The organism is Nocardia sp. NPDC050710, assembly GCF_040654375.1.
Classification (GTDB): Bacteria; Actinomycetota; Actinomycetes; order Mycobacteriales; family Mycobacteriaceae; genus Nocardia.
This window is the reverse complement of sequence record NZ_JBFAHV010000008.1, coordinates 207,766-226,972: the sequence shown is the minus strand read 5'-3', so window position 1 is coordinate 226,972 and position 19,207 is coordinate 207,766. Positions and strand designations below refer to the sequence as shown.

Annotated in this window: 17 protein-coding genes; 11 read left to right on the top strand and 6 right to left on the bottom strand. The window is 68.0% G+C overall.

Features of this window, described 5'->3' with window-relative positions; genetic code table 11:
* Positions 1 to 4 precede the first annotated feature (4 nt).
* From mshB to AB0H61_RS17265, 3 genes are all read left to right on the top strand, one after another.
* Entirely contained in the window at positions 5 to 880 is an 876-nt protein-coding gene (mshB, locus tag AB0H61_RS17275) for an N-acetyl-1-D-myo-inositol-2-amino-2-deoxy-alpha-D-glucopyranoside deacetylase (RefSeq protein WP_357305037.1), read from the top strand.
* A gap of 79 nt (positions 881 to 959) precedes the next feature.
* Entirely contained in the window at positions 960 to 1,118 is a 159-nt protein-coding gene (locus AB0H61_RS17270; protein ID WP_357305034.1) for a hypothetical protein, read from the top strand.
* Positions 1,115 to 1,615 (top strand): hypothetical protein, encoded by a 501-nt coding sequence (locus AB0H61_RS17265; protein ID WP_357305032.1) that lies wholly within the window; start codon positions 1,115 to 1,117, stop codon positions 1,613 to 1,615. The genes AB0H61_RS17270 and AB0H61_RS17265 overlap by 4 nt, the downstream gene beginning before the upstream one ends.
* A gap of 44 nt (positions 1,616 to 1,659) precedes the next feature.
* On the opposite strand, the gene AB0H61_RS17260 is transcribed toward AB0H61_RS17265, so the two are convergent.
* The 3 genes from AB0H61_RS17260 to AB0H61_RS17250 all read right to left on the bottom strand — a co-directional run bounded on the left by AB0H61_RS17260 (position 1,660) and on the right by AB0H61_RS17250 (position 5,877).
* A complete protein-coding gene (locus tag AB0H61_RS17260; RefSeq protein ID WP_357305029.1) occupies positions 1,660 to 3,504 on the bottom strand; it encodes an APC family permease in 1,845 nt (614 codons plus the stop codon).
* Positions 3,505 to 3,664: 160 nt separating this feature from the next.
* Positions 3,665 to 5,383 (bottom strand): PH domain-containing protein, encoded by a 1,719-nt coding sequence (locus AB0H61_RS17255; RefSeq protein WP_357305026.1) that lies wholly within the window; start codon positions 5,381 to 5,383, stop codon positions 3,665 to 3,667.
* The gene (locus AB0H61_RS17250; protein ID WP_357305232.1) at positions 5,380 to 5,877 is read right to left on the bottom strand and encodes a PH domain-containing protein; all 498 of its coding nucleotides are present in this window, start codon (positions 5,875 to 5,877) and stop codon (positions 5,380 to 5,382) included. Before AB0H61_RS17250 ends, AB0H61_RS17255 begins: the two co-directional genes overlap by 4 nt.
* A 343-nt stretch (positions 5,878 to 6,220) precedes the next feature.
* Between AB0H61_RS17250 and AB0H61_RS17245 the strand changes: the two genes are divergently transcribed.
* The 7 genes from AB0H61_RS17245 (at position 6,221) to AB0H61_RS17215 (ending at position 15,691) form a co-directional block, all read left to right on the top strand.
* Positions 6,221 to 8,863: a bifunctional FO biosynthesis protein CofGH gene (locus AB0H61_RS17245; protein ID WP_357305024.1), complete on the top strand. Its 2,643-nt coding sequence runs from the start codon at positions 6,221 to 6,223 to the stop codon at positions 8,861 to 8,863.
* A gap of 35 nt (positions 8,864 to 8,898) precedes the next feature.
* A complete protein-coding gene (locus AB0H61_RS17240) occupies positions 8,899 to 9,516 on the top strand; it encodes a Uma2 family endonuclease (RefSeq protein WP_357305021.1) in 618 nt (205 codons plus the stop codon).
* 231 nt (positions 9,517 to 9,747) lie between these two features.
* On the top strand, positions 9,748 to 10,068 hold the full coding sequence (fdxA, locus tag AB0H61_RS17235; protein WP_011211287.1) for a ferredoxin: 321 nt from the start codon (positions 9,748 to 9,750) through the stop codon (positions 10,066 to 10,068).
* Between the two features lie 8 nt (positions 10,069 to 10,076).
* The gene (dapC, locus tag AB0H61_RS17230) at positions 10,077 to 11,186 is read left to right on the top strand and encodes a succinyldiaminopimelate transaminase (protein ID WP_357305018.1); all 1,110 of its coding nucleotides are present in this window, start codon (positions 10,077 to 10,079) and stop codon (positions 11,184 to 11,186) included.
* 159 nt (positions 11,187 to 11,345) lie between these two features.
* On the top strand, positions 11,346 to 13,031 hold the full coding sequence (locus AB0H61_RS17225; protein ID WP_357305015.1) for a protein kinase: 1,686 nt from the start codon (positions 11,346 to 11,348) through the stop codon (positions 13,029 to 13,031).
* A 69-nt stretch (positions 13,032 to 13,100) separates the two neighbouring features.
* Positions 13,101 to 14,735 (top strand): L-glutamate gamma-semialdehyde dehydrogenase, encoded by a 1,635-nt coding sequence (gene pruA, locus AB0H61_RS17220; RefSeq protein ID WP_357305230.1) that lies wholly within the window; start codon positions 13,101 to 13,103, stop codon positions 14,733 to 14,735.
* Entirely contained in the window at positions 14,735 to 15,691 is a 957-nt protein-coding gene (locus AB0H61_RS17215; RefSeq protein ID WP_357305012.1) for a proline dehydrogenase family protein, read from the top strand. The genes pruA and AB0H61_RS17215 overlap by 1 nt, the downstream gene beginning before the upstream one ends.
* A gap of 6 nt (positions 15,692 to 15,697) precedes the next feature.
* Here AB0H61_RS17215 and AB0H61_RS17210 read toward each other — a convergent pair whose 3' ends face one another.
* Positions 15,698 to 16,567, bottom strand: coding sequence for an oxygenase MpaB family protein (locus AB0H61_RS17210; protein WP_357305010.1), 870 nt, complete (start codon positions 16,565 to 16,567; stop codon positions 15,698 to 15,700).
* Between the two features lie 182 nt (positions 16,568 to 16,749).
* On the opposite strand from AB0H61_RS17210, the gene AB0H61_RS17205 reads away from it, so the two are divergent.
* Entirely contained in the window at positions 16,750 to 17,382 is a 633-nt protein-coding gene (locus AB0H61_RS17205; protein ID WP_357305007.1) for a TetR/AcrR family transcriptional regulator, read from the top strand.
* 4 nt (positions 17,383 to 17,386) lie between these two features.
* On the opposite strand, the gene AB0H61_RS17200 is transcribed toward AB0H61_RS17205, so the two are convergent.
* Positions 17,387 to 18,145: a hypothetical protein gene (locus tag AB0H61_RS17200; RefSeq protein ID WP_357305004.1), complete on the bottom strand. Its 759-nt coding sequence runs from the start codon at positions 18,143 to 18,145 to the stop codon at positions 17,387 to 17,389.
* 149 nt (positions 18,146 to 18,294) lie between these two features.
* Positions 18,295 to 19,152, bottom strand: coding sequence for an oxygenase MpaB family protein (locus tag AB0H61_RS17195; protein ID WP_357305002.1), 858 nt, complete (start codon positions 19,150 to 19,152; stop codon positions 18,295 to 18,297).
* Positions 19,153 to 19,207 lie beyond the last annotated feature (55 nt).

The window sequence follows — 19,207 nt, the reverse complement described above, 5'->3', positions numbered from 1 at the left end:
GGCCGTGACCGGAGGCATCCTGCTGGTGCATGCCCATCCGGACGACGAATCCATCACCACCGGTGGCACTATCGCGCACTATCGCCGCCGCGGTGTGCCGGTGACGGTGGTCACCTGCACCCTCGGTGAGGAGGGTGAGGTGATCGGGGCGGAGTGGGCGCAGTTGGTCGCGGATCGCGCCGATCAGCTCGGCGGCTACCGCGTACTCGAATTGACCAGGGCGCTGGCCGCTTTGGATGCCGGGCCGCCGCGCTTCCTCGGTGGGGCGGGCCGGTGGCGGGATTCCGGGATGGCGGGTACTCCAGCGGCCGAGAACCCCAGGGCCTTCGTACATTCCGGCGAGGAGGCAGTGGGCGCGCTCACCGAGGTGATACTCGAACTGCGCCCGCGGGTGGTGATCGGCTACGACCCGCGCGGGGGCTACGGCCACCCGGATCACATTCGCGCACACCAGATCACGACCGCGGCGGTCCATGCGGCGGCCGATCGGGGCTGGGACGTACCGAAGTCCTATTGGACCGTGACCGATGCCGATATGCTCCGCCTGCACACCGAGGCGTTGGCCCGCCGCACCGTGGAGGGCCTGCCCGGCGCGTTGCCGCCCGGTTGGCGGCTGCCCGCCGTGGACGAGCTGGCGAGTGTGCCCAGTCATACCGTGACGACGACGATTGAGGTCTCGGACGCGCTGGCCGCGAAGCGGGCCGCATTGCGCGCGCACGCCACCCAGGTGACGGTGGCGCCGTCCGGACGGGAATTCGCGCTATCCAATAATGTCGCGCAGCCGGTACTGCCCGAGGAGCATTTCGTGTTGGTGCGCGGTGAAAAGGGGCCGACCGGGCCGGACGGACGTGAACACGACCTGTTTGCCGGAATTGACTGAATTCGGCTGAAGCGCTGATAGCGATCGCCGGCCGACGGGGAGTGACGCGCGGTCACATCGAGCGGAATAGACTCATCGCATGTACAACTGGCACCTCCAGGACGCCATCGTGGCCTTCGTGGACAGCATGAAGCCGTACTGGCCCGCACAGCATGAGCTGTACATGTCGGTGCTGTACGCGTTCGTCGATATGCAGAGCCACCTGCTGACCCTCCTCGGCTACCCGCCGGTCTCGTGACGGCGACCGTCGACAAGCGCGCGGCAGCACCACTCACCGATCAGGGCCGCCTCGAGGGCATACCCGCGGCCGCCCTGATGACGCTGCTCGTCCTCAGCGGCCTGTTCACCCTGATTTTCGAGGTCCTCTACCTCCCGACCTATCTGGGCACCGCTCACCTGCCCTCCCCGGAGCCCGAGATCGTGGCCGCACCGGCCGGTCTGGCCGCGGCCATGAGCGCGGGCGCGATCGCCTTCCCGGTGACCGCCCTGCTCGCCGCCGTCCTGAACGTCCTCCTGGTCGCCGCCATGCGCACCCTCACCGACCGCATCGGCATCGCCCTGCTCCCGGTACTGGCCTGGGCCCTCGGCTTCTTCGCCGCCTCGGTCTCCGGCCCGGGAGGCGACATCATGCTCCTCAGCGACTGGCCCACCCTGCTCCTGCTGCTCTGTGGCCTGGTGCCACCGCTGCTCTACGCCTACACCCGCGCCAACCCGGATCTGTTCCGCCTCGGCTGAGTCGGCCACGTCGCCGGACGAGATCCGATACGGCGCGTCCGGGTTCAATCCACGCGGATGGCGAGGGTGGCGACTATGGCATCGGTGCGGCCTCGGAGCGCGGCGGTGAGGACGGGGCCGCGGGGGTTGTGGAGGGGCCGATGCCGCCAGGAGCGGGATTCCACATGGGCCAGCAGGACGGTGACGGGACGGTTGCCGCTGGTTTGCTTGCGGACATAGCCGACGAGGGTGGCGATGAGGCTGCGGTGCGGGCAGGGCAGGACGACGAGAGGGACGCCGGGGTTCCACCGCTTCCATTCGGCGCTGAGGCGTTTGGTGGAGTCGGGATCGATTTCGGCTGCCACCGCGATGATTTCGCCGCGCATGCGGAGGGCGGCTTCGAGGGCGCGGACGGTGACCGTGCTGAGGGAAACCACCGGGACGATGACGAGAGCCCGTGCGTCCGTGGGTGCTCGGGGATGGGGCGGGATCTGGCCGAGACGCAGTTGGGCGGCGATATCGGCGTAGTAATTTTCGGTGCGGGCGAACAGGATGATCAGGGCGGGGATGATGATCAACAGCAACCAGGCGCCCTCGGTGAACTTCTCGGCGAGCAGCACGATCCCCGCGAGCAGCGTGAGGGTGGCGCCGAATCCGTTGAGCAGGGCGCGGGGCAACCAGCCGGGACCGCGGTCGTTCCGCCAGTGCACGACGAGGCCGGTTTGGCTGATGGTGAAGCCGATGAAGACGCCGATGGCGAAAACCGGTAGCAGACGGTGTGTTTCGGCACCGACGACGACCAGTACGAGTCCGGCCGTCACCGCCAAGGCGGTGACGCCGTAGCGGAAGACCGGCCGTTCCGAGCGCAGCGCGAACAGTGACGGGACCCGGCGGTCCTTGGCCAGTAGTGACAGCAGTACCGGCAGACCGCCGAAGCTGGTGTTGGCGGCCAGCACCAGGACCACGGTGACGGCGAGGTTGGTGAGGTAGAAGAGCCATCCGGTGCCGAAGGCCGCCGCCGACAGCTGGGCCAGGATGGTCACGTCATCGCGCGGGACGACGTGATGCTGCCGGATCAGCCAAGCCAGGCCCAGCAACATCGTGCCGAGCAGCGCGCCGAGCGCGACCTCGGTGTGCTGGGCGCGCGGAACACGCGGCGCACGGAAGGACGGCACCGCGTTGGCGATCGCCTCGACCCCGGTGAGCGCCGAACATCCCGCGGCGAAGGCCTTGAGCAGCAGGACGATTCCGATCGCTTCGAACGGGATGAACGGCCCGTGGTCCGTGCCGATGATCGCCACCGGATGCGGGCGCAGCAGTCCGACGCCGATCACCGCCGCGATCACGACGATGAATACGAGCGTCGGACCCATCAGTACCCTCGCCGATTCCGCGACTCCGATCAGGTTGATCACCGTCAGCGCCGCGAGCCCAATCAGCGTGAGCAGCAGCAGATTATCGGCCAGCACCGGAAACGCGCTGGCCAGGCTGGCCGCACCGGCCGAGAGGCTGACCGCGACGGTGAGCACGTAGTCCACCACCAGACTCGCGGCGGCCAGCAGGCTCGCACCCCGCCCGAGCCGCTTCTTCGCGACCGCGTACGCACCACCCCCGTCCGGGTGCACCGCGATGACCTGGCGGTAGGAGAGCACCAGCACCAGCAAGAGCGTCGCGATCGCGCAGGCGACGGGCAGCGTCCAGGTCACCGCCGCGGCGCCCGCCGCGACCAGTACCAGCACGATGGCCTCGGGACCGTACGCGACGCTGGACAGCGCGTCCAGTGATAGCGCGGCGAGACCACCGAGCGCGTTCAGCCGGTACTTGTCCCCTCGGTGCAAGCGCCGAACCCGGGGGTCGGCGATGGGCAGTTCCCGTGTTGTCGACTCCGAGGTCTGGACCACGTCATCCATTGAACGTCGCGGCGCTCCAGCACACCGTCAGCCACACCGAGGGGTTGGTGGGATCGGTCGGGTTCCGGACGGCCCATGCCGGGGTGTGCGCACGCCGCATGGCGACCCGCGCCGGTTTCCGCCGACGCGGGGCGCACCGCGCACGCTCGCCTCGGATAGCTCACTGTGTGCCGAGTTGCCCCGGGGTGACCTCCTCGATCAACGCCCATGCCTCGTCGACCGGGATATCGGTCACCAGGTAGCGCTTCTTGCCCGCGGCGGTAGCGGCGACCACGGTCGCGACGCCGGAGCGGCGTTGCCAAAAGGTTTGCCGCACTGTCCAACCGATGATGCCGCGGGCTTCCAGACAGTCGCGATCGCGGTCCAGCGATCCGGCGCGGGTGATCAACCAGGCCGGGGTGTCCGCCGTAGCGGGCAGGACGGCGTGGCCGAGGCCGCGGTAGCGATCCTCCGCCAGCGCGACCCCGATGAGCGCGACCACCGCGGGCAGCAGCCACCACCACGGCGAGAAGGTCACGTCGGCAAGCAGATACAGCAGCATAACGGACCCCGGAATGAGCGCGGGGGTCACCGCGCGGGTGTAGCGGCGACGGCGCGCGGCCGGGCCATGAGGTGTGAGGGCGACGGTGATCTGGACGCTGGTGGCCGGTGTGGCCCCATTTCTCGAATATGCGGCCGGATCCCGCTGTGGCGTCGCGGCGGTCTCCGGCGTCGGGGCGGCGGCGCGTGATACGAGCAGTTCGGCCAGCGTCCGTTCCACGGCGGCGCGCGGGGCCTGCGGCAGGAGCTTCTGGCGGGCGTTCTCGCCGACCATGATCGCCTCGAGTTCCGCGCCGCCCGCCAACCGCAGCAGCAGCGGCTCATTGACCGTGGCGCCGCGGAACCGGGCCAGGTCCAGGGTGATCTGGCGGGTGGTGAACAGGCCGTGCCGCAGATGCAGCGTGTGGCCGTCGTCGAGGACGCGGAGGCCGAAATACGTTGTCAGATAACGCGTGCAGGCGGCCAGGCTGACCAGCACGACAATGGCGGCCACCAGTATCAGCATGGAAATGACCACCAGCGCGGCGGTACCTTCTTCGATATTGTGTGCCGCGTCCGAGCTGAACACGACCTCGCCGAGTCCGTATTGGAAGGCCGCGGCCACGATCGGTGCGACGACCGCGAACCCGGTGAGCGACAGCGGTGCGTAGCGGACCCAGCGCGGCTGCCAATGTCCGATCTCCAGCGCGGCGGGTGCGCGGAAGCCTGACTCGGGTGTCGGCGGGCCGACCTGGGCGGACGGCGGAATCGGCTGTCCGGCCACACCTTGCGTTCCCGCGGTGGCATGCGCCAGCAGGGTGTTGCGCAACGCGGGCACCATGCCCGCGTCGAGGGAATCCAGCTTGAACTTCTCGCTGGTTTCGGCCTGCTGGCCGGTGCCGATCACCACGACCGCGAGCCCGAGGGCGCGGTGCAGCAGATCGGCCTCGATATCGACGGAACGGATTCGGGAGCGCGGCACCGAAAGCGTGCGGCGCTGGAGCAGGCCCGTCCGCAGCTCGACGTGTGCCGGACCGATCCGGTAGGCGGTGGTGAACCAACGGGCCAGTGCGATACCGATGATCAATGCCAGCGAGATGATGCTCCACCAGTGGTTCCCGCTGCTGGTGCCGAGGATCAGCGTGCCGATCAGCACCGGGATGAACTTCACCACCTCGTTCACCGGATGCACCAACAGCATGCGCTTGTCGAGGCGCAACCACAGCCGGCCGTTCGGGTCGACCGGATCCGGAGGTTCGGCGGGTGTGGCCGCCGGGGGTAGCGCGTCGCCCCGGTCCGGGTGCTCGGCCCCGGAGAACCTGCCGTTGTGGTCGGTCGGGCCCGAGGTGTGGTTACTCATGTCGCATCACCGCGATGCAGCGCGGCGATTTCGGTCAATCGCGTGACGGTCTGTTCGGCCACCGGCAGATCGAGCGCTTCGATGCGCACCGCGCCCGCGGAGGAGGCGGTGGTCACCGTCACCGTGGCCAGACCGAGTAACCGTTCGATCGGTCCGCGCTCGGTGTCGACCGTCTGCACCCGGGAGATCGGCGCGACCCGGCTTTCCTGCGTCAGCCAGCCGACCCGGGTGTACACCGCCTCGTCGGTGACCTCCCAGCGATGCACCGCGTACCGCCACCAGGGCACGACCGCGATACTGAAGCCCCCGAGAATCAGCGCGGCGACCAGGGCCACCAGTTGCCACCCGCGATGTCCGTCATCGAAGAACGCCCAGGCCAGCACGGCCGCGATCGGAATCATCCAGCCCACGGCGGCCTGCATGGTCCACAGTAGTTTCGCCCTCGGGCTCGGACGCCAGGCCGGATCGGCCAGGATGGTGCGCGGCTGCGACATGCTTGTCATGCTTCCATGAACGGGGCGCACCGTCCCGCGCCTCGACGCAACCGCACCGCGCGTGATGACGAGCGCGACGAGCGAACCATCGGCACAGCGCCTCGGGGCGACATCGCCCTCGGGAAGTGCGGAGCCGAGTGTCGGCGCGGTGACGTTGTGAGCGAACGAACCGCCCCCGGGATCGGCCCCCGGAATAACCTCGCGTCGTAGCGAGGTTGTGCTGCTCACGACTGCGCCCGAGGTGGCGCGGCCGTCGTCGTGCGCGTGGCCGCCGGCAACCGCCGGCTTGCTCGCAACGCTCACTCACGTGCACTCGAGGGAGACAGCGAAGGATGTGTAGCGCATGATCGAGGGCGTGACCGAGCCGAGTTCACCCACCCCGCCGGCTTCGCCGGCTGCCGTTCCACTAGCGACACCGAGCGTTCCTCCCGTACCGCCCTCGCCGTCGGCCATGCGCCGGGCGCTGCGGCGCGCGCGCGACGGTGTGACGTTGAATGTGGACGAAGCCGCCGTGCTGCTGCATGCGCGCGGTGATGATCTGGTGGATCTGTGTCACAGCGCGGCCCGGGTGCGCGACGCCGGACTGGAGTCGGCGGGCCGCCCGAATACGATCAGCTACTCCCGCAATGTGTTCATTCCGTTGACGAAGCTGTGCCGGGACAAATGCCACTACTGCACCTTCGTCACGGTGCCCGGCAAGCTGCGGGCCGAGGGCAAGGGGATGTTCCTCGAACCCGATGAGGTGCTCGAGATCGCCCGCCAGGGCGCGGCGCTCGGGTGCAAGGAAGCGCTGTTCACCCTCGGTGACCGGCCCGAGGATCGTTGGCCGGAGGCCGCGCAGTGGCTGGACGAGCGTGGCTACGACTCGACGCTGGACTATCTGCGCGCCGTCTCGATCATGGTGCTGGAGGAGACCGGCCTGCTGCCGCATCTGAACCCCGGCGTGATGAGCTGGGCGGAGATCTCTCGGCTCAAGCCGGTGGCGCAGTCCATGGGCATGATGCTCGAGACCACCTCCACCAGGCTCTTCACCGAGAAGGGTCAGTGCCATTACGGCAGCCCCGACAAGGACCCCGCGGTCAGGTTGCGCGCCATCACCGATGCCGGGCGTCTCTCGGTTCCGTACACCACCGGAATCCTGGTCGGCATCGGCGAGACGCTGACCGAGCGCGCCGAGTCGATCATGGCGATTCGCAAGCAGCACAAGGCATTCGGGCATATTCAGGAAGTGATCATCCAGAACTTCCGCGCCAAGGACGACACCGCCATGCGTGATGTGCCGGATGCGGGACTGGAGGAGTTCCGTGCCACCATCGCGGTCACCCGGCTGCTGCTCGGCCCGGATGTGCCGGTCCAGGCGCCGCCGAATCTGGTGTCGCACGAGGAGTGCCGGGCGCTCATCGACGCGGGCATCGATGACTGGGGCGGGGTCTCGCCGGTGACGCCGGATCACGTGAATCCCGAACGGCCGTGGCCGAATCTGGACACGCTGCGCGAGATCACCGAGGCGGCGGGCTATCGGCTGGTCGAACGGACCTCGGCGCATCCGAAGTACGTGCGGGCGGGCAACCCGTGGATCGACCCGCGCATCGGCGCTCACGTCGCCGCGCTTACCGATCCGGCGACCGGGCTGGCGAATCCGGACGCGCTCCCGATCGGTCTGCCCTGGCAGGAGCCGGACGAATCCTGGGAGTCGGCGGGCCGGGTCGATCTCAACACCTCCATCGATACCGAGGGCCGCAACACCGAGAGCCGCAGCGATTCCGGGCTCGGTCAGGAGGTCGTCGGCGCGTTCGGCGATTGGGACACCATTCGTGAGCAGGCGCGCGACCTGACCTCCGCCGCACCGGAACGTCTCGATGCCGATGTGCTCGCCGCGCTACGGGCCGCCGAGAAGGATCCCGCCGGGCTGACCGACGATGAATACCTGGCGCTGGCCACCGCCGACGGCGCCGATCTGGAAGCCGTTGCGGCGCTTGCTGATCAACTGCGCCGCGAGGTCGTGGGTGACGAGGTCACCTATGTGGTGAACCGGAATATCAACTTCACCAATATCTGCTACACCGGCTGCCGCTTCTGTGCTTTCGCGCAGCGCAAGGGCGATGCGGACGCGTTCACATTGAGCATGGACGAGGTGGCCGACCGCGCCTGGGAGGCGCATGTCGACGGTGCCACCGAGGTGTGCATGCAGGGCGGCATCGATCCCGATCTGCCGGTGACCGGCTATGCCGATCTGGTGCGTGCGGTGAAGCAGCGGGTGCCCTCGATGCATGTGCACGCGTTCAGTCCGATGGAGATCGTGAACGGCGCCTCGCGCGGCGGCCAGAGCATTCGCGACTGGCTGGTCGCGCTGAAAGAGGCCGGGCTGGATACCATTCCGGGCACCGCCGCGGAGATCCTGGACGACGAGGTGCGCTGGGTGCTCACCAAGGGCAAGCTGCCCAGTTCGGCCTGGATCGAGGTCATCACCACCGCGCACCGAGTGGGCCTGCGCTCCAGTTCGACGATGATGTACGGCCACGTGGACAGCCCGAAGCATTGGGTCGGGCATCTGCGGGTGCTGCGCGGAATCCAGGACGAGACCGGCGGTTTCACCGAATTCGTGCTGCTGCCCTTCGTCCATCAGAGCGCTCCGCTCTACCTCGCGGGCGCGGCGCGACCCGGCCCCACCATCCGGGACAATCGTGCGGCGCACGCGCTGGCCCGCATCATGCTGCACGGCCGCATCGACAACATCCAGACCAGCTGGGTGAAACTCGGTACCGCGGGCACCCGCATGATGCTCAACGGGGGCGCCAACGATCTCGGCGGCACACTGATGGAGGAGACCATCTCCCGAATGGCCGGCTCACAGCACGGCTCCGCCAAAACCGTCGCCGAACTGCGCGAGATCGCAGAGGGTATCGGCAGGCCGGTGCGCGAACGAACCACGGTCTACGGGCATATCGATCGCAAGGCGGCCGTCGTACCGCTTCCGGTCGGATAACCCGCCCACGCCGGACGCGAGTCTACGATCGGACCGTGACCGTCAGCTGGCAAGGACCGCAACCGGCGCCCATCGCCTGGGAGGCATTTCTCGATCTCGACGAGGACATCCGCCGAGATCTGGAGATCGTCGACGGCTATGTGGTGCCGCGGGAACAGCGTGGTCGGGACCACCAGAAGGTGGGCACCCGGCTTTCGCTGGCGCTCGAGCGAGCGGCGGTAGGCGAGATGCGCGGCAGCGGTGGCGGATCCTGCTACGAGACCAACACGGAGGTCGATGTGCTCCTGTGGGAGGTGCCGCCGACCGCGCGGAAGCCCGATGCCGTGCTGCACCGTTGTCTGCCCGAGTTCGAACAGCTTGCCGCCGAGCATTGCCTGATCGTCGCCGAGGTGCTGTCCACATGGTCCGCCCGCCGGGACCGGGTGCACAAGATGAGCGACTATGCCGATGCGGGCATCCCGCACTATTGGTTGGTCAGTTTCGACAAGATCGGAGCGCTGACCATCGAGCGGTATGCCCTGTCCGATCGCACGGGGCCCTATACACATATCGGGACAGCACACCGGGATATGGGGCCCGTGGCGGTTACGGTGTCCGATCCGTTTCCGATCGAGCTGCGGTGGGCCGACCTCGAGATCGCCGCGCAGGTGTGAGTTCGGACTCGGCCTGTGTTCGGCGGGCCCGGCGTGGGCGGCGAATGCGGGTGCGTGGCACTACGATCTGGGTGGTGGGCATCGATGTCGATGCGGAAGGCTCGGTGGCCGGTCCGAGCGGGGGCGGAACTGCGAAGTTAGGGCAGGCTGACCGGTAGTAACGTGGGGTCTCGGGATAGGGTTTCGCAGGCGGACCATCCCCGCAGGTGAGGACAGACTAGGAGAGCGGCAGTGCCGTACATCATCGCTGAACCGTGCGTTGACGTGAAGGACAAGGCATGCATCGAGGAATGCCCCGTGGACTGCATCTACGAGGGTGGTCGCATGCTGTACATCCATCCCGACGAGTGCGTGGACTGTGGTGCATGTGAACCGGTGTGCCCGGTGGAGGCGATCTTCTACGAAGACGACACGCCGGACCAGTGGAGCGGCTACGTGAACGCCAACGTCGACTTCTTCGATGAGCTGGGTTCGCCCGGCGGCGCGACCAAGGTCGGCAAGGTGGATTACGACCCGCCGTTCATCAAAGAACTCCCCCCGATGGGCGAGTGAGACCGAACGTGGCATTGCGCGTCCGGGTCAGCAGTCTGCTACCCGATTTTCCGTGGGACACCATCGCGGCGGTCAAGGCGAAGGCGGCGGCACATCCCGGCGGAATCGTCGACCTTTCGGTCGGCACCCCCGTCGACCCCGTCGCCGCGCTGATCCGGACCGCACTGAGTTCGGTCGCCGAGATCCCCGGCTACCCGACCACACACGGCACCCCGGAGCTGCGCGCCGCGGCCGTGGACGCGCTGAAGCGGCGATACGGGATCACCGATATCGATCCGGCCGCGGTACTGCCCGTGATCGGGACCAAGGAACTGATCGCCGGGTTGCCCCGGCTGCTCGGTCTCGGTGCGGCGGACCTGGTGGTCATTCCCGAGGTCGCCTACCCGACCTACGAGGTGGGCGGACTGCTCGCGGGCGCGGAGGTGGTGCGTGCGGACGGGCTCACCCAGCTCGGCCCGCGTAATCCCGCGCTGATCTACGTCAACTCGCCGTCGAATCCGACCGGCCGCGTGCTCGGTGTCGACCACCTGCGCAAGGTGGTGGCCTTCGCCCGCGAGCGCGGCGCGATTGTCGCCTCCGACGAGTGCTACCTGGGGCTGACCTGGGAGGGCCGCGCCGCCTCCCTCCTCGACCCCGAGGTCTGCGACGGTGACCACACCGGTTTGCTCGCGGTGCATTCGCTCTCGAAGACCTCCAACCTGGCCAGCTATCGCGCCGGGTTCGTGGCGGGCGATCCCGAACTGGTCGCCGAGCTGCTGGAGGTGCGCAAGCACTCCGGCATGATGGTGCCGTTCCCGATCCAGGCCGCGATGACCGCGGCGCTCAGCGATGACGCGCATGAGGCGCAGCAACGCGAGCGTTACCGGGCTCGCCGGGAGATCCTGCGAAATGCTTTGCAGGCGGCGGGTTTCCGTATCGATCATTCCGAAGCGGGACTGTACCTGTGGTCCACCCGCGGCGAGAACTGCCGCACCACCCTGGAGTGGCTGGCCGAGCGCGGCATTCTCGCCGCCCCCGGCGACTTCTACGGGCCCTCCGGTGCGGAGCATGTGCGCATCGCCCTCACCGCGACCGACGAACGCGTCGCCGCCGCCGCGGAACGCCTCGCCGCCCACTGACCGCGCGCACCGTCGGTCCGCGGCCGCCACGGTATGCGACCCGGGGTCGGTCCGCCGGAACGGCCGCATCAGCAACAGGTCGGTGTCCGGGACGTTGTGCGAGCGGGAACCGTGCTCCGTAGGGTGGACACGATTGTCGGCTGGGTGAAAGGTTCTGCGATGCAAGGGGCGGGGCTCATCGCGGGTGCGGTGTTCGCGGGCTATCGGATCGAGCGGGTGCTCGGCCGCGGCGGGATGGGCACGGTGTATCTGGCCGCCCATCCACGACTACCACGGCTGATCGCGCTGAAACTGCTCAGCCGCGACCTGTACGCCGACGAGGATGTGCGACTGCGTTTCGAGCGGGAGGCCGATGTGGCGGCCCGGCTGGATCACCCGAATATCGTCTCGGTGCTGGATCGCGGCGCCGAGGACGGTCAACTGTGGATCTCGATGCAGTATGTCGACGGCTCCGATGCGGCCGCGTTCGGCGCCGCACCACCGGATCCGCTGCGCGCGGCACGGATCATCGGGCAGACCGCGGAAGCGCTGGACTACGCCCACGAACGGGGCGTGCTGCATCGAGATGTGAAGCCCGCCAATATCTTGCTGACCTCCGGGCGCGGCGGTGACCGGGTCCTGCTGAGCGACTTCGGTATCGCCCGGCTTCGTGACGACCAGCACCAGCTGACGAAAACCGGTGAGTTCCTCGCCACCTTGGCTTATGCCTCGCCGGAACAGCTTTCGGGTCGGCCGGTGGACCATCGGGCCGATCAATACGCGCTCGGCTGCACGTTGTACGCCCTGCTGACCGGTGCAGCGCCGTTCGCGGCAACCAATCCCGGCGCCGTGGTCGCCGCCCATCTATCCCTGCCGGTGCCGAGGGCCAGCGCCGCGGTGCCGCGGTTACCGGAGGCGATCGACGCCGTGATCGCCCGGTCGATGGCGAAGAATCCGGACGAAAGGTTCGGCAGCTGTAGCGAATTCGCCGATACCGCCTACTCCGCATTGACCAGGCGTCCGCCGGTCGCGAATGTGAACCTCGCCGCCGCGGTCCCGCCGAATGCCGTGCCGGAGCATTCGCCGTCGTATCCGGCGATCGCGCGGACCTCTGTGTTGCCGCCCGCATCGGCAGAGATCGCGGCGTCGGGGCCGACAGTGCGTTCGCCCGGGCCGGGGCAGCCCGGCAGAGTCGATGCCACGCGCCTGGAGAACAGTTGGCAGGCGGCGCCACATGGTCACGGACTCGCCGGAGTGGGTGGGCCGGCGGCGGGGTATCCGGTGCCGCACCCCGCACCGGTATCGAGGCAGCGTCAGGTCTCCTCCGGCTGGCGGACCGCCTCGGTGCTGCTGATCGTGCTGGCGTTGCTGGCCGTAGCCGGTGCCGGCGCGGTCTACTGGAAGTTCCTGCGCCCGCCGGGGCCGAAACCGGTGCCGTGGGGCGCACACCATCCGATCGCGGTGAACTTTCCGGGATTGATACCCGCGGACCCGGCCGGGACGGGCTGGCGCGGGGCGCGGTGCTCGGCCGCGGGCACGGTGGTGGCGCAGGCGGGCGATCCGATACCGGTGCGGCAGATCATCTGCACCGATCCGGACGGTGTCACCGCGTGGTACACGGAGTACAGCAGCCGGGACGACGTCGAGAAATATCTGACCGCCCACACGACCCGGGTCGGTGAGCGGGACTTCTCCGAATTCGGCGTGCTGGTGCTGCACCGGCCGACCGATCCGGCGGCCCCGTTCTCGCTGGCCACCCACGGCTGGGTGACCCCGGGTCTGGACAACAAACTGGTCGAGGTCTCCTGGCCGGGACACAGCTTCGACGAGGTGCGTGACCAGTGGTGGCAGCCTGCCCCGTTCTGAGACCGGGCATGGACACGCTGAGCCCATCGGTACGCGCCGCGAGGTGCGCGAATGGCGCTAGCCTGGGGTATGGACGCTGTCACGGTTGTCCCTACTCCCGGCAATGAGCCGGTGCACTCCTACGCACCGGGAAGCCGGGAGCGTGAGTTGCTGGTCGGCAAGCTGACCGAGATCGCCGCTGAATCCGTCGATGTGCCACTGGTGGTCGGTGGCAAACATCGGCCCGGCATCGGGGAGCGGCACAGTATCGTCGCACCGCACCGGCACCACCACATTCTGGGGACCTACACCGATACCACTCATTCCGAGGCGCGCGGAGCCATCGAGGCGGCGATCGCGGCGGCGCCCGGCTGGCGCACGCTGCCGTTCGACGAGCGCGCCGCGATCCTGCTGCGCGCGGCGGATCTGCTGGCCGGGCCGTGGCGGGAGACCATCGCCGCGGCAACGATGCTCGGGCAGTCGAAGTCGGCGATCCAGGCCGAGATCGACGCGCCCTGCGAACTGGTGGACTTCTGGCGCTTCAATGTGGCCTTCGCGCGCCAGATCATCGAGCAGCAGCCGCAATCCAGCGCCGGTGTTTGGAATCGCCTGGACTACCGGCCGCTGGAGGGGTTCGTCTACGCGATCACTCCGTTCAACTTCACCGCGATCGCGGGCAATCTGCCGACCGCGCCCGCATTGATGGGCAATACCGTGGTCTGGAAGCCCTCGCCGACCCAGACCCTCGCCGCGTTCTACACCATGCGATTGCTGGAGGCGGCCGGCCTGCCGCCCGGCGTCATCAATATGGTGACCGGCGACGGTGTGGAGCTCTCGGAGGTGGCGCTGACCGATCCGCGGTTGGCCGGAATTCATTTCACCGGATCCACCAGGACATTTCAGTTCCTCTGGCAGCAGGTCGGCGCGAATATCGGCCGGTACCACGGCTATCCGCGCCTGGTCGGGGAGACCGGCGGCAAGGATTTCATCGTCGCGCACACCTCCGCGGATCCGGACGCGCTGCGCACCGCGCTGGTCCGCGGCGCCTTCGAATACCAGGGGCAGAAGTGTTCGGCGGCCTCGCGCGCCTACATCGCCCGTTCGGTGTGGCGCACCATCGGCGACGACTTTCTGGATCTGACCCGTCGGCTCAGCTTCGGCGATGTGGCGGATCTGACGAACTTCGGTGGCGCGCTGATCGATCGGCGTGCCTACGACAAGTCGGTGGCCGCCATCGAACGCGCGAGGGAGGCGGGCATCGCCATCCCGGTGGGCGGCGATTACGACGACAGCGAGGGCTGGTTCGTACGTCCGACGGTGCTACTGGTGGACGATCCGCGCGACGAGTCCTTCGCCACCGAGTATTTCGGGCCGATTCTGTCGGTGCATGTCTACGACGATGACCAGCCGGGTTCCTACGCCGCGGTGCTCGCCGAGGTGGAGGCGGCGGCGCCGTACGCATTGACCGGCGCGATCTTCGCGCAGGACCGCCGCGCGATCGAACAGGCAGGCGCCGCACTGCGATTCGCGGCGGGAAACTTCTATATCAACGACAAGCCGACCGGCGCGGTGGTCGGACAGCAGCCCTTCGGCGGTGCCCGCGCCTCGGGAACCGACGATAAGGCGGGCTCACCGCTCAACCTGCTGCGCTGGGTCGCACCCCGGACCATCAAGGAAACCTTCGTGCCGCCCGCCGATCACCGGTACCCGCATATGGACCGGTGATGAATCCGTTGCGCCCGGTCATCCTCGCGGCCGCCGATTCGCCGCGGATGAAGCGCGTGCTCACCGGGAATCCGGTCACCGCCGAAATCGTCCGCCGGTTCGTGGCCGGTGAGGGCCGCGACGAGCTGTTGCCGGTGGTCGCCGATCTGCTCGCGAGCAGGCGGCTGATCAGCGTCGACTTCCTCGGCGAGAACACCACCGATCGGGCGAGCGCCGAGGCCACGGTGGCGGAGTACCTTTCGCTGATCAACGCGCTCGCGGCGATCGAGCGCCCGGTCTTGCCCGGAATCGGGGCCGCCCCGGTCGAGGTATCGGTGAAACTGTCCGCGCTCGGCCAATCGTTGCCCGCCGACGGCCTCGCCATCTCCCTCGACAATCTGCGCACTCTGTGCGTCGGGGCCGCCGCGGCGGGGGTATGGGTGACCGTGGACGCCGAGGATCACACCACCACCGACGCCACCTTGGCGACCGTCCGCGCGTTGCGGACCGAATTCCCTTGGCTCGGTGCGGTTCTGCAGGCCTATCTGCATCGCACCGAGTCCGACTGCGTCGAATTCGCCGGACCGGGTTCGCGTATCCGATTGTGCAAGGGCGCCTATCGGGAGCCGCATCGGGTCGCCTTCCAGCGCGCGACCGAGGTCACCGACGCCTACCTGCGGTGCCTTCAGGTCCTGATGCACGGGCGAGGGTATCCGATGGTGGCCACACACGATCCGGTGCTCATCCTCGCGGCGGAGGCGATGGCCGCCGAAACCGGCCGTCCCGCTCACCGATTCGAGCATCAGATGCTCTACGGCATCCGCGACGCCGAGCAACTGCGGCTGACCGGAGCGGGTTACGCGATGCGGGTTTACATCCCCTACGGCAGCCAGTGGTACGGCTACCTGACCCGGCGACTCGCCGAGCGCCCGGCGAATCTGACCTTCTTCCTGCGGGCGCTCGTCGGGAAATCCTGAGTCCGGCTAGACCAGGGGCTTGCCGAGGCGATGGCGACGGCGCATATCCCACAGATAGAAGTTCATCGGAAAGAGCCTGGCTTGCTTCGGAAGTCGTCGCTGGACCGTGCCCGCGGCACGCAGCAGCCGCGTCATCGCCCGGTCCTGCCGTGCGGTCCAGGTCATGCCCATCTCGTCGCGCAGGTGCTGGGGCAGCAGTCCGGTGACGAAGAACCGCTGGATCGGGGCGAAGACACGCAGTGGCGGCGCGACCATCTTCAGATCGATGAGGTCCTCGAAGTACGCACGCGTGCGCGGATCGATGGTCTTGGTCACCAGGTTGGTGTCCCAATACCGCTGGAATGCGGCGCGATCGGCGGGCCACATCTCGGGACGCATCTGCAGGGTGGTGCCGAGACGGGCGGCGAATTGGTGGAACACCTCGGCGGTGTCCTCGTCCAGCGGGCCGTGCAGCCGCTGCTCCAGATCCGTGATGCCCCAGTACAGGCAGGCCGCGACCCACAACTGCAACCGGGGATCGAATGCGTTGTAGTCGACCGGACTCTCGCTATTCGACCGCACGCCGCGGTGTGAGGTGTTCACCGCGTCGCGGTAGACCCGGCGATCCTCCTCGGTGCCCATCATCGCGACCGCCAGGTAGGTGAGCGTGGTGCGCAGCCGCTTCCACGGATGCAGGGTGATCTTGCCGCTGTCGACCTTGCTCTCCATCACGCCGTAGGCGACCGGCCGCAGGCTCAGCTGCATGATGACGTTGGCGGTTCCGCCGAGGAACGCGGCGATCCCGGACCAGAACTCCGCCATGTCGAAATCGTCGGCCGTGCCGTAACGGCAGGTGCGGTCCGGTTCGGGTGTTGTTGCGCGGAGGGGCGCGGTCATCGTCGACCTCGTCTTTCGGTATCCGCTCGCTCTCCGATGAGCGACGGTGAGAAGATTCGCCATTCACCTTCTCATCGTCTCGGTGCCCTGTCAATCGTGTTCGGCCGTCCGGGGTCATGATGCTATGCGAAGCTGAGGGCGTCATCGTTTCTCCGGACATCGACAGCGGATAGGGTGAGGACATGGCGAGGCTGACCAAGTTGCTGCCGCTGGTGCGCAGCACCGGCCCGGAGGATCGCAATCAGGCGCGGGTGCTGGATGCGGCGCTGCTGGCATTCCTGGACTTCGGGATCAAGCGCACGAGCATGGTCGAGGTGGCCCGGCGCTGTGGGCTTTCGCTGGCCACTCTCTATCGGCGCTTCGCCAGCAAATCCGATCTCATTCAGGCCGTCGCGCTGCGCCAGACCCGCGAATTCATCGATGAGGTGGACGCGGTGCTGCAACGACAGGTCGACCGCGATGCCAGCGCCGAGGATCAGATCGTCGAACTCTTCGCGGCGTTCATCAATGGGTTGCGCGACAACAAGCTGGTGCACCGGCTCTTGGCGACCGAACCGGAATTGGTACTGCCGTTCCTCACCACCAAGGGCGCGCCGATCATCGAATTGGGGCGCGACTATCTGGCCGAATTCGTGACCCGGCTGCAACGGGAGGGCAAACTGCCCGCCTACGATCCGGAGCCGCTGGCCGAGATGATCGCGCGCACCGCCGTGTCGCTCGCGCTGACCCCGCAGACGGTGATTCCGCTCGGCGACGACGCCGCGATCCGGCGCTTCGCCCGCGACCACGTGGTGGTGTCGTTCCGGGTGTCCTGACCGCTCAGCGCGGCGTGGTTCGAAATCGTTCGGCGAGGATGTCGACCAGTTTCGCGGGCAGGGTCGCGAGTAGGTCGCCGAGCAGACCCACCTGGGCGGCGAGGACGTCATCGGTTTGATCCGCCGGTGTGCCGTAGGTGTGGGCCGCGACGGCGAAACCGCTTCCATAGGAGGCCGAGGCGACCTCGGGCGGCCCGAAGTCCGACCAGCCCCACTTCGTTCCCAGCACCCGCGGCAGCTGTGCGGTGCCCCAATTCTGTTCGGTGCCATCGGCGGCGGTGCGGTCCGCCTGGGCCATCCAGGTCAGGATCGGCGACGCGGGATCGGAACGCAGCTTGGCGTTCAGGAAGTCGGCCACATCGGCGCTGCTGGTGCGCGTGGCGCTCCAATGCCCGGCCGAGCGGGTTTCGGTGAGGTGGTATTCCTCGGCGACGGTGTCGATGGCCTGCGGGTATTTGGCGGCCATCACATCCGCGGCCCCATCGTCGGAGAGCCGGATCATGCGCTCGGCGAGTTGGCGATCGGTGTCCGAGCCGTCGCCGTGGCGCAGCGCGTAGTCGACAAGGAAGAGTTTGGACAGGGACAGGCTCGCCCGGGGCTGGCGCTCGTTGGCCGTGCCCCAGGCGAAGCCGAGCGGGGTGCGAAACGAAAGCGCGGTGCGGTCCGGAACGAGCGCGTCGGCGTCCGCGGCCGCGGTGGGGGCCGCTAGCGCGAGGCATATCCCGGCGGTGACGGTGGCGAGCGCGATACCCCGATTGCCCACGGTTTCCTCCTGGCTCCAGCCCCCCGTGATCCGGTCCTCGGTGCGATTCGAGATAACACCTGTTCGAGGCGAATTCGGGGGTACGACACGCCGATATCGGGTTATTGCTTCAACGGCGTGGCGTCGACGGTGCCCGGATCGGTGGATTCCTAGACCAGTCGCATGCCGAGGCGTCGGCGCAGACGCAGATCCCAGAGGAAGGCGTTCACCGGAAACGCCTTGATCTGCCTGGGCATCCGGCCCTCCACGGCGCCGATCGCGGTGAGCAGCCGGGCCAGCGCGCGATCGTCGCGCTCGGTCCAGGTCATGCCCATCTGCTCGCGCAGGCGCGCGGGCAACATACCCGCGGTGATCCAACGGTGAAATCGGCCGAAGACCAACTGGAACGGGCGGGGGAACATCTTCAGATCGACGATGTCGTCGAACATGGCGCGTACCGGCGGATCGATCCGGGTTTCGGCAAGGTTCGCGGTCCAGTACCGATCGAAGGCGGCGCGATCGGCGGGCCACAGCGCCGCGGGCATCTGCAGGGTGCTGCCCAGCCGTTCGGCGTGCCGGTAGAAGGCGTCCGCGGCGGCGGGGTCCATCGGTCCGTGCATGCGTTCGTAGAGGTCGCGGGCGCCCCAGTAGAGGCAGGCGGCCACCCAGAGTTGCAGATTCGGATCAAAGGCGTTGTATTTCACCGGGCTCGCCGGGCCGGAGCGGATCGGGCGATGCGAGCGATTGACGGCCTCGCGATAGGCGGCGCGTTCCTCGTCGGTGCCGAGCATGGCGACCGCGAGATAGGTGAGGGTCGTGCGGGTTCGCTTGATCGGATGCAGCATGATCTTGCCGCTGTCGACGGGGCTTTCCAGCACGCCGTAGCCGACCGCCGGGGTGCTGAGCTGCATGATGACATTCGCGGCGGCACCGAAGAATGCGGCCGAACCGTCGAGATGCTGTCGGATATCGAAGCCATCGGCGGCCGCGGTCGCGGGGTTGGTGGTAGCGCGAAGCGGGCTGGTCATCATCGACCTCGTTCTCGTCGTTGAGAAAGATGTATATAAACCGTCTCACTGCCTC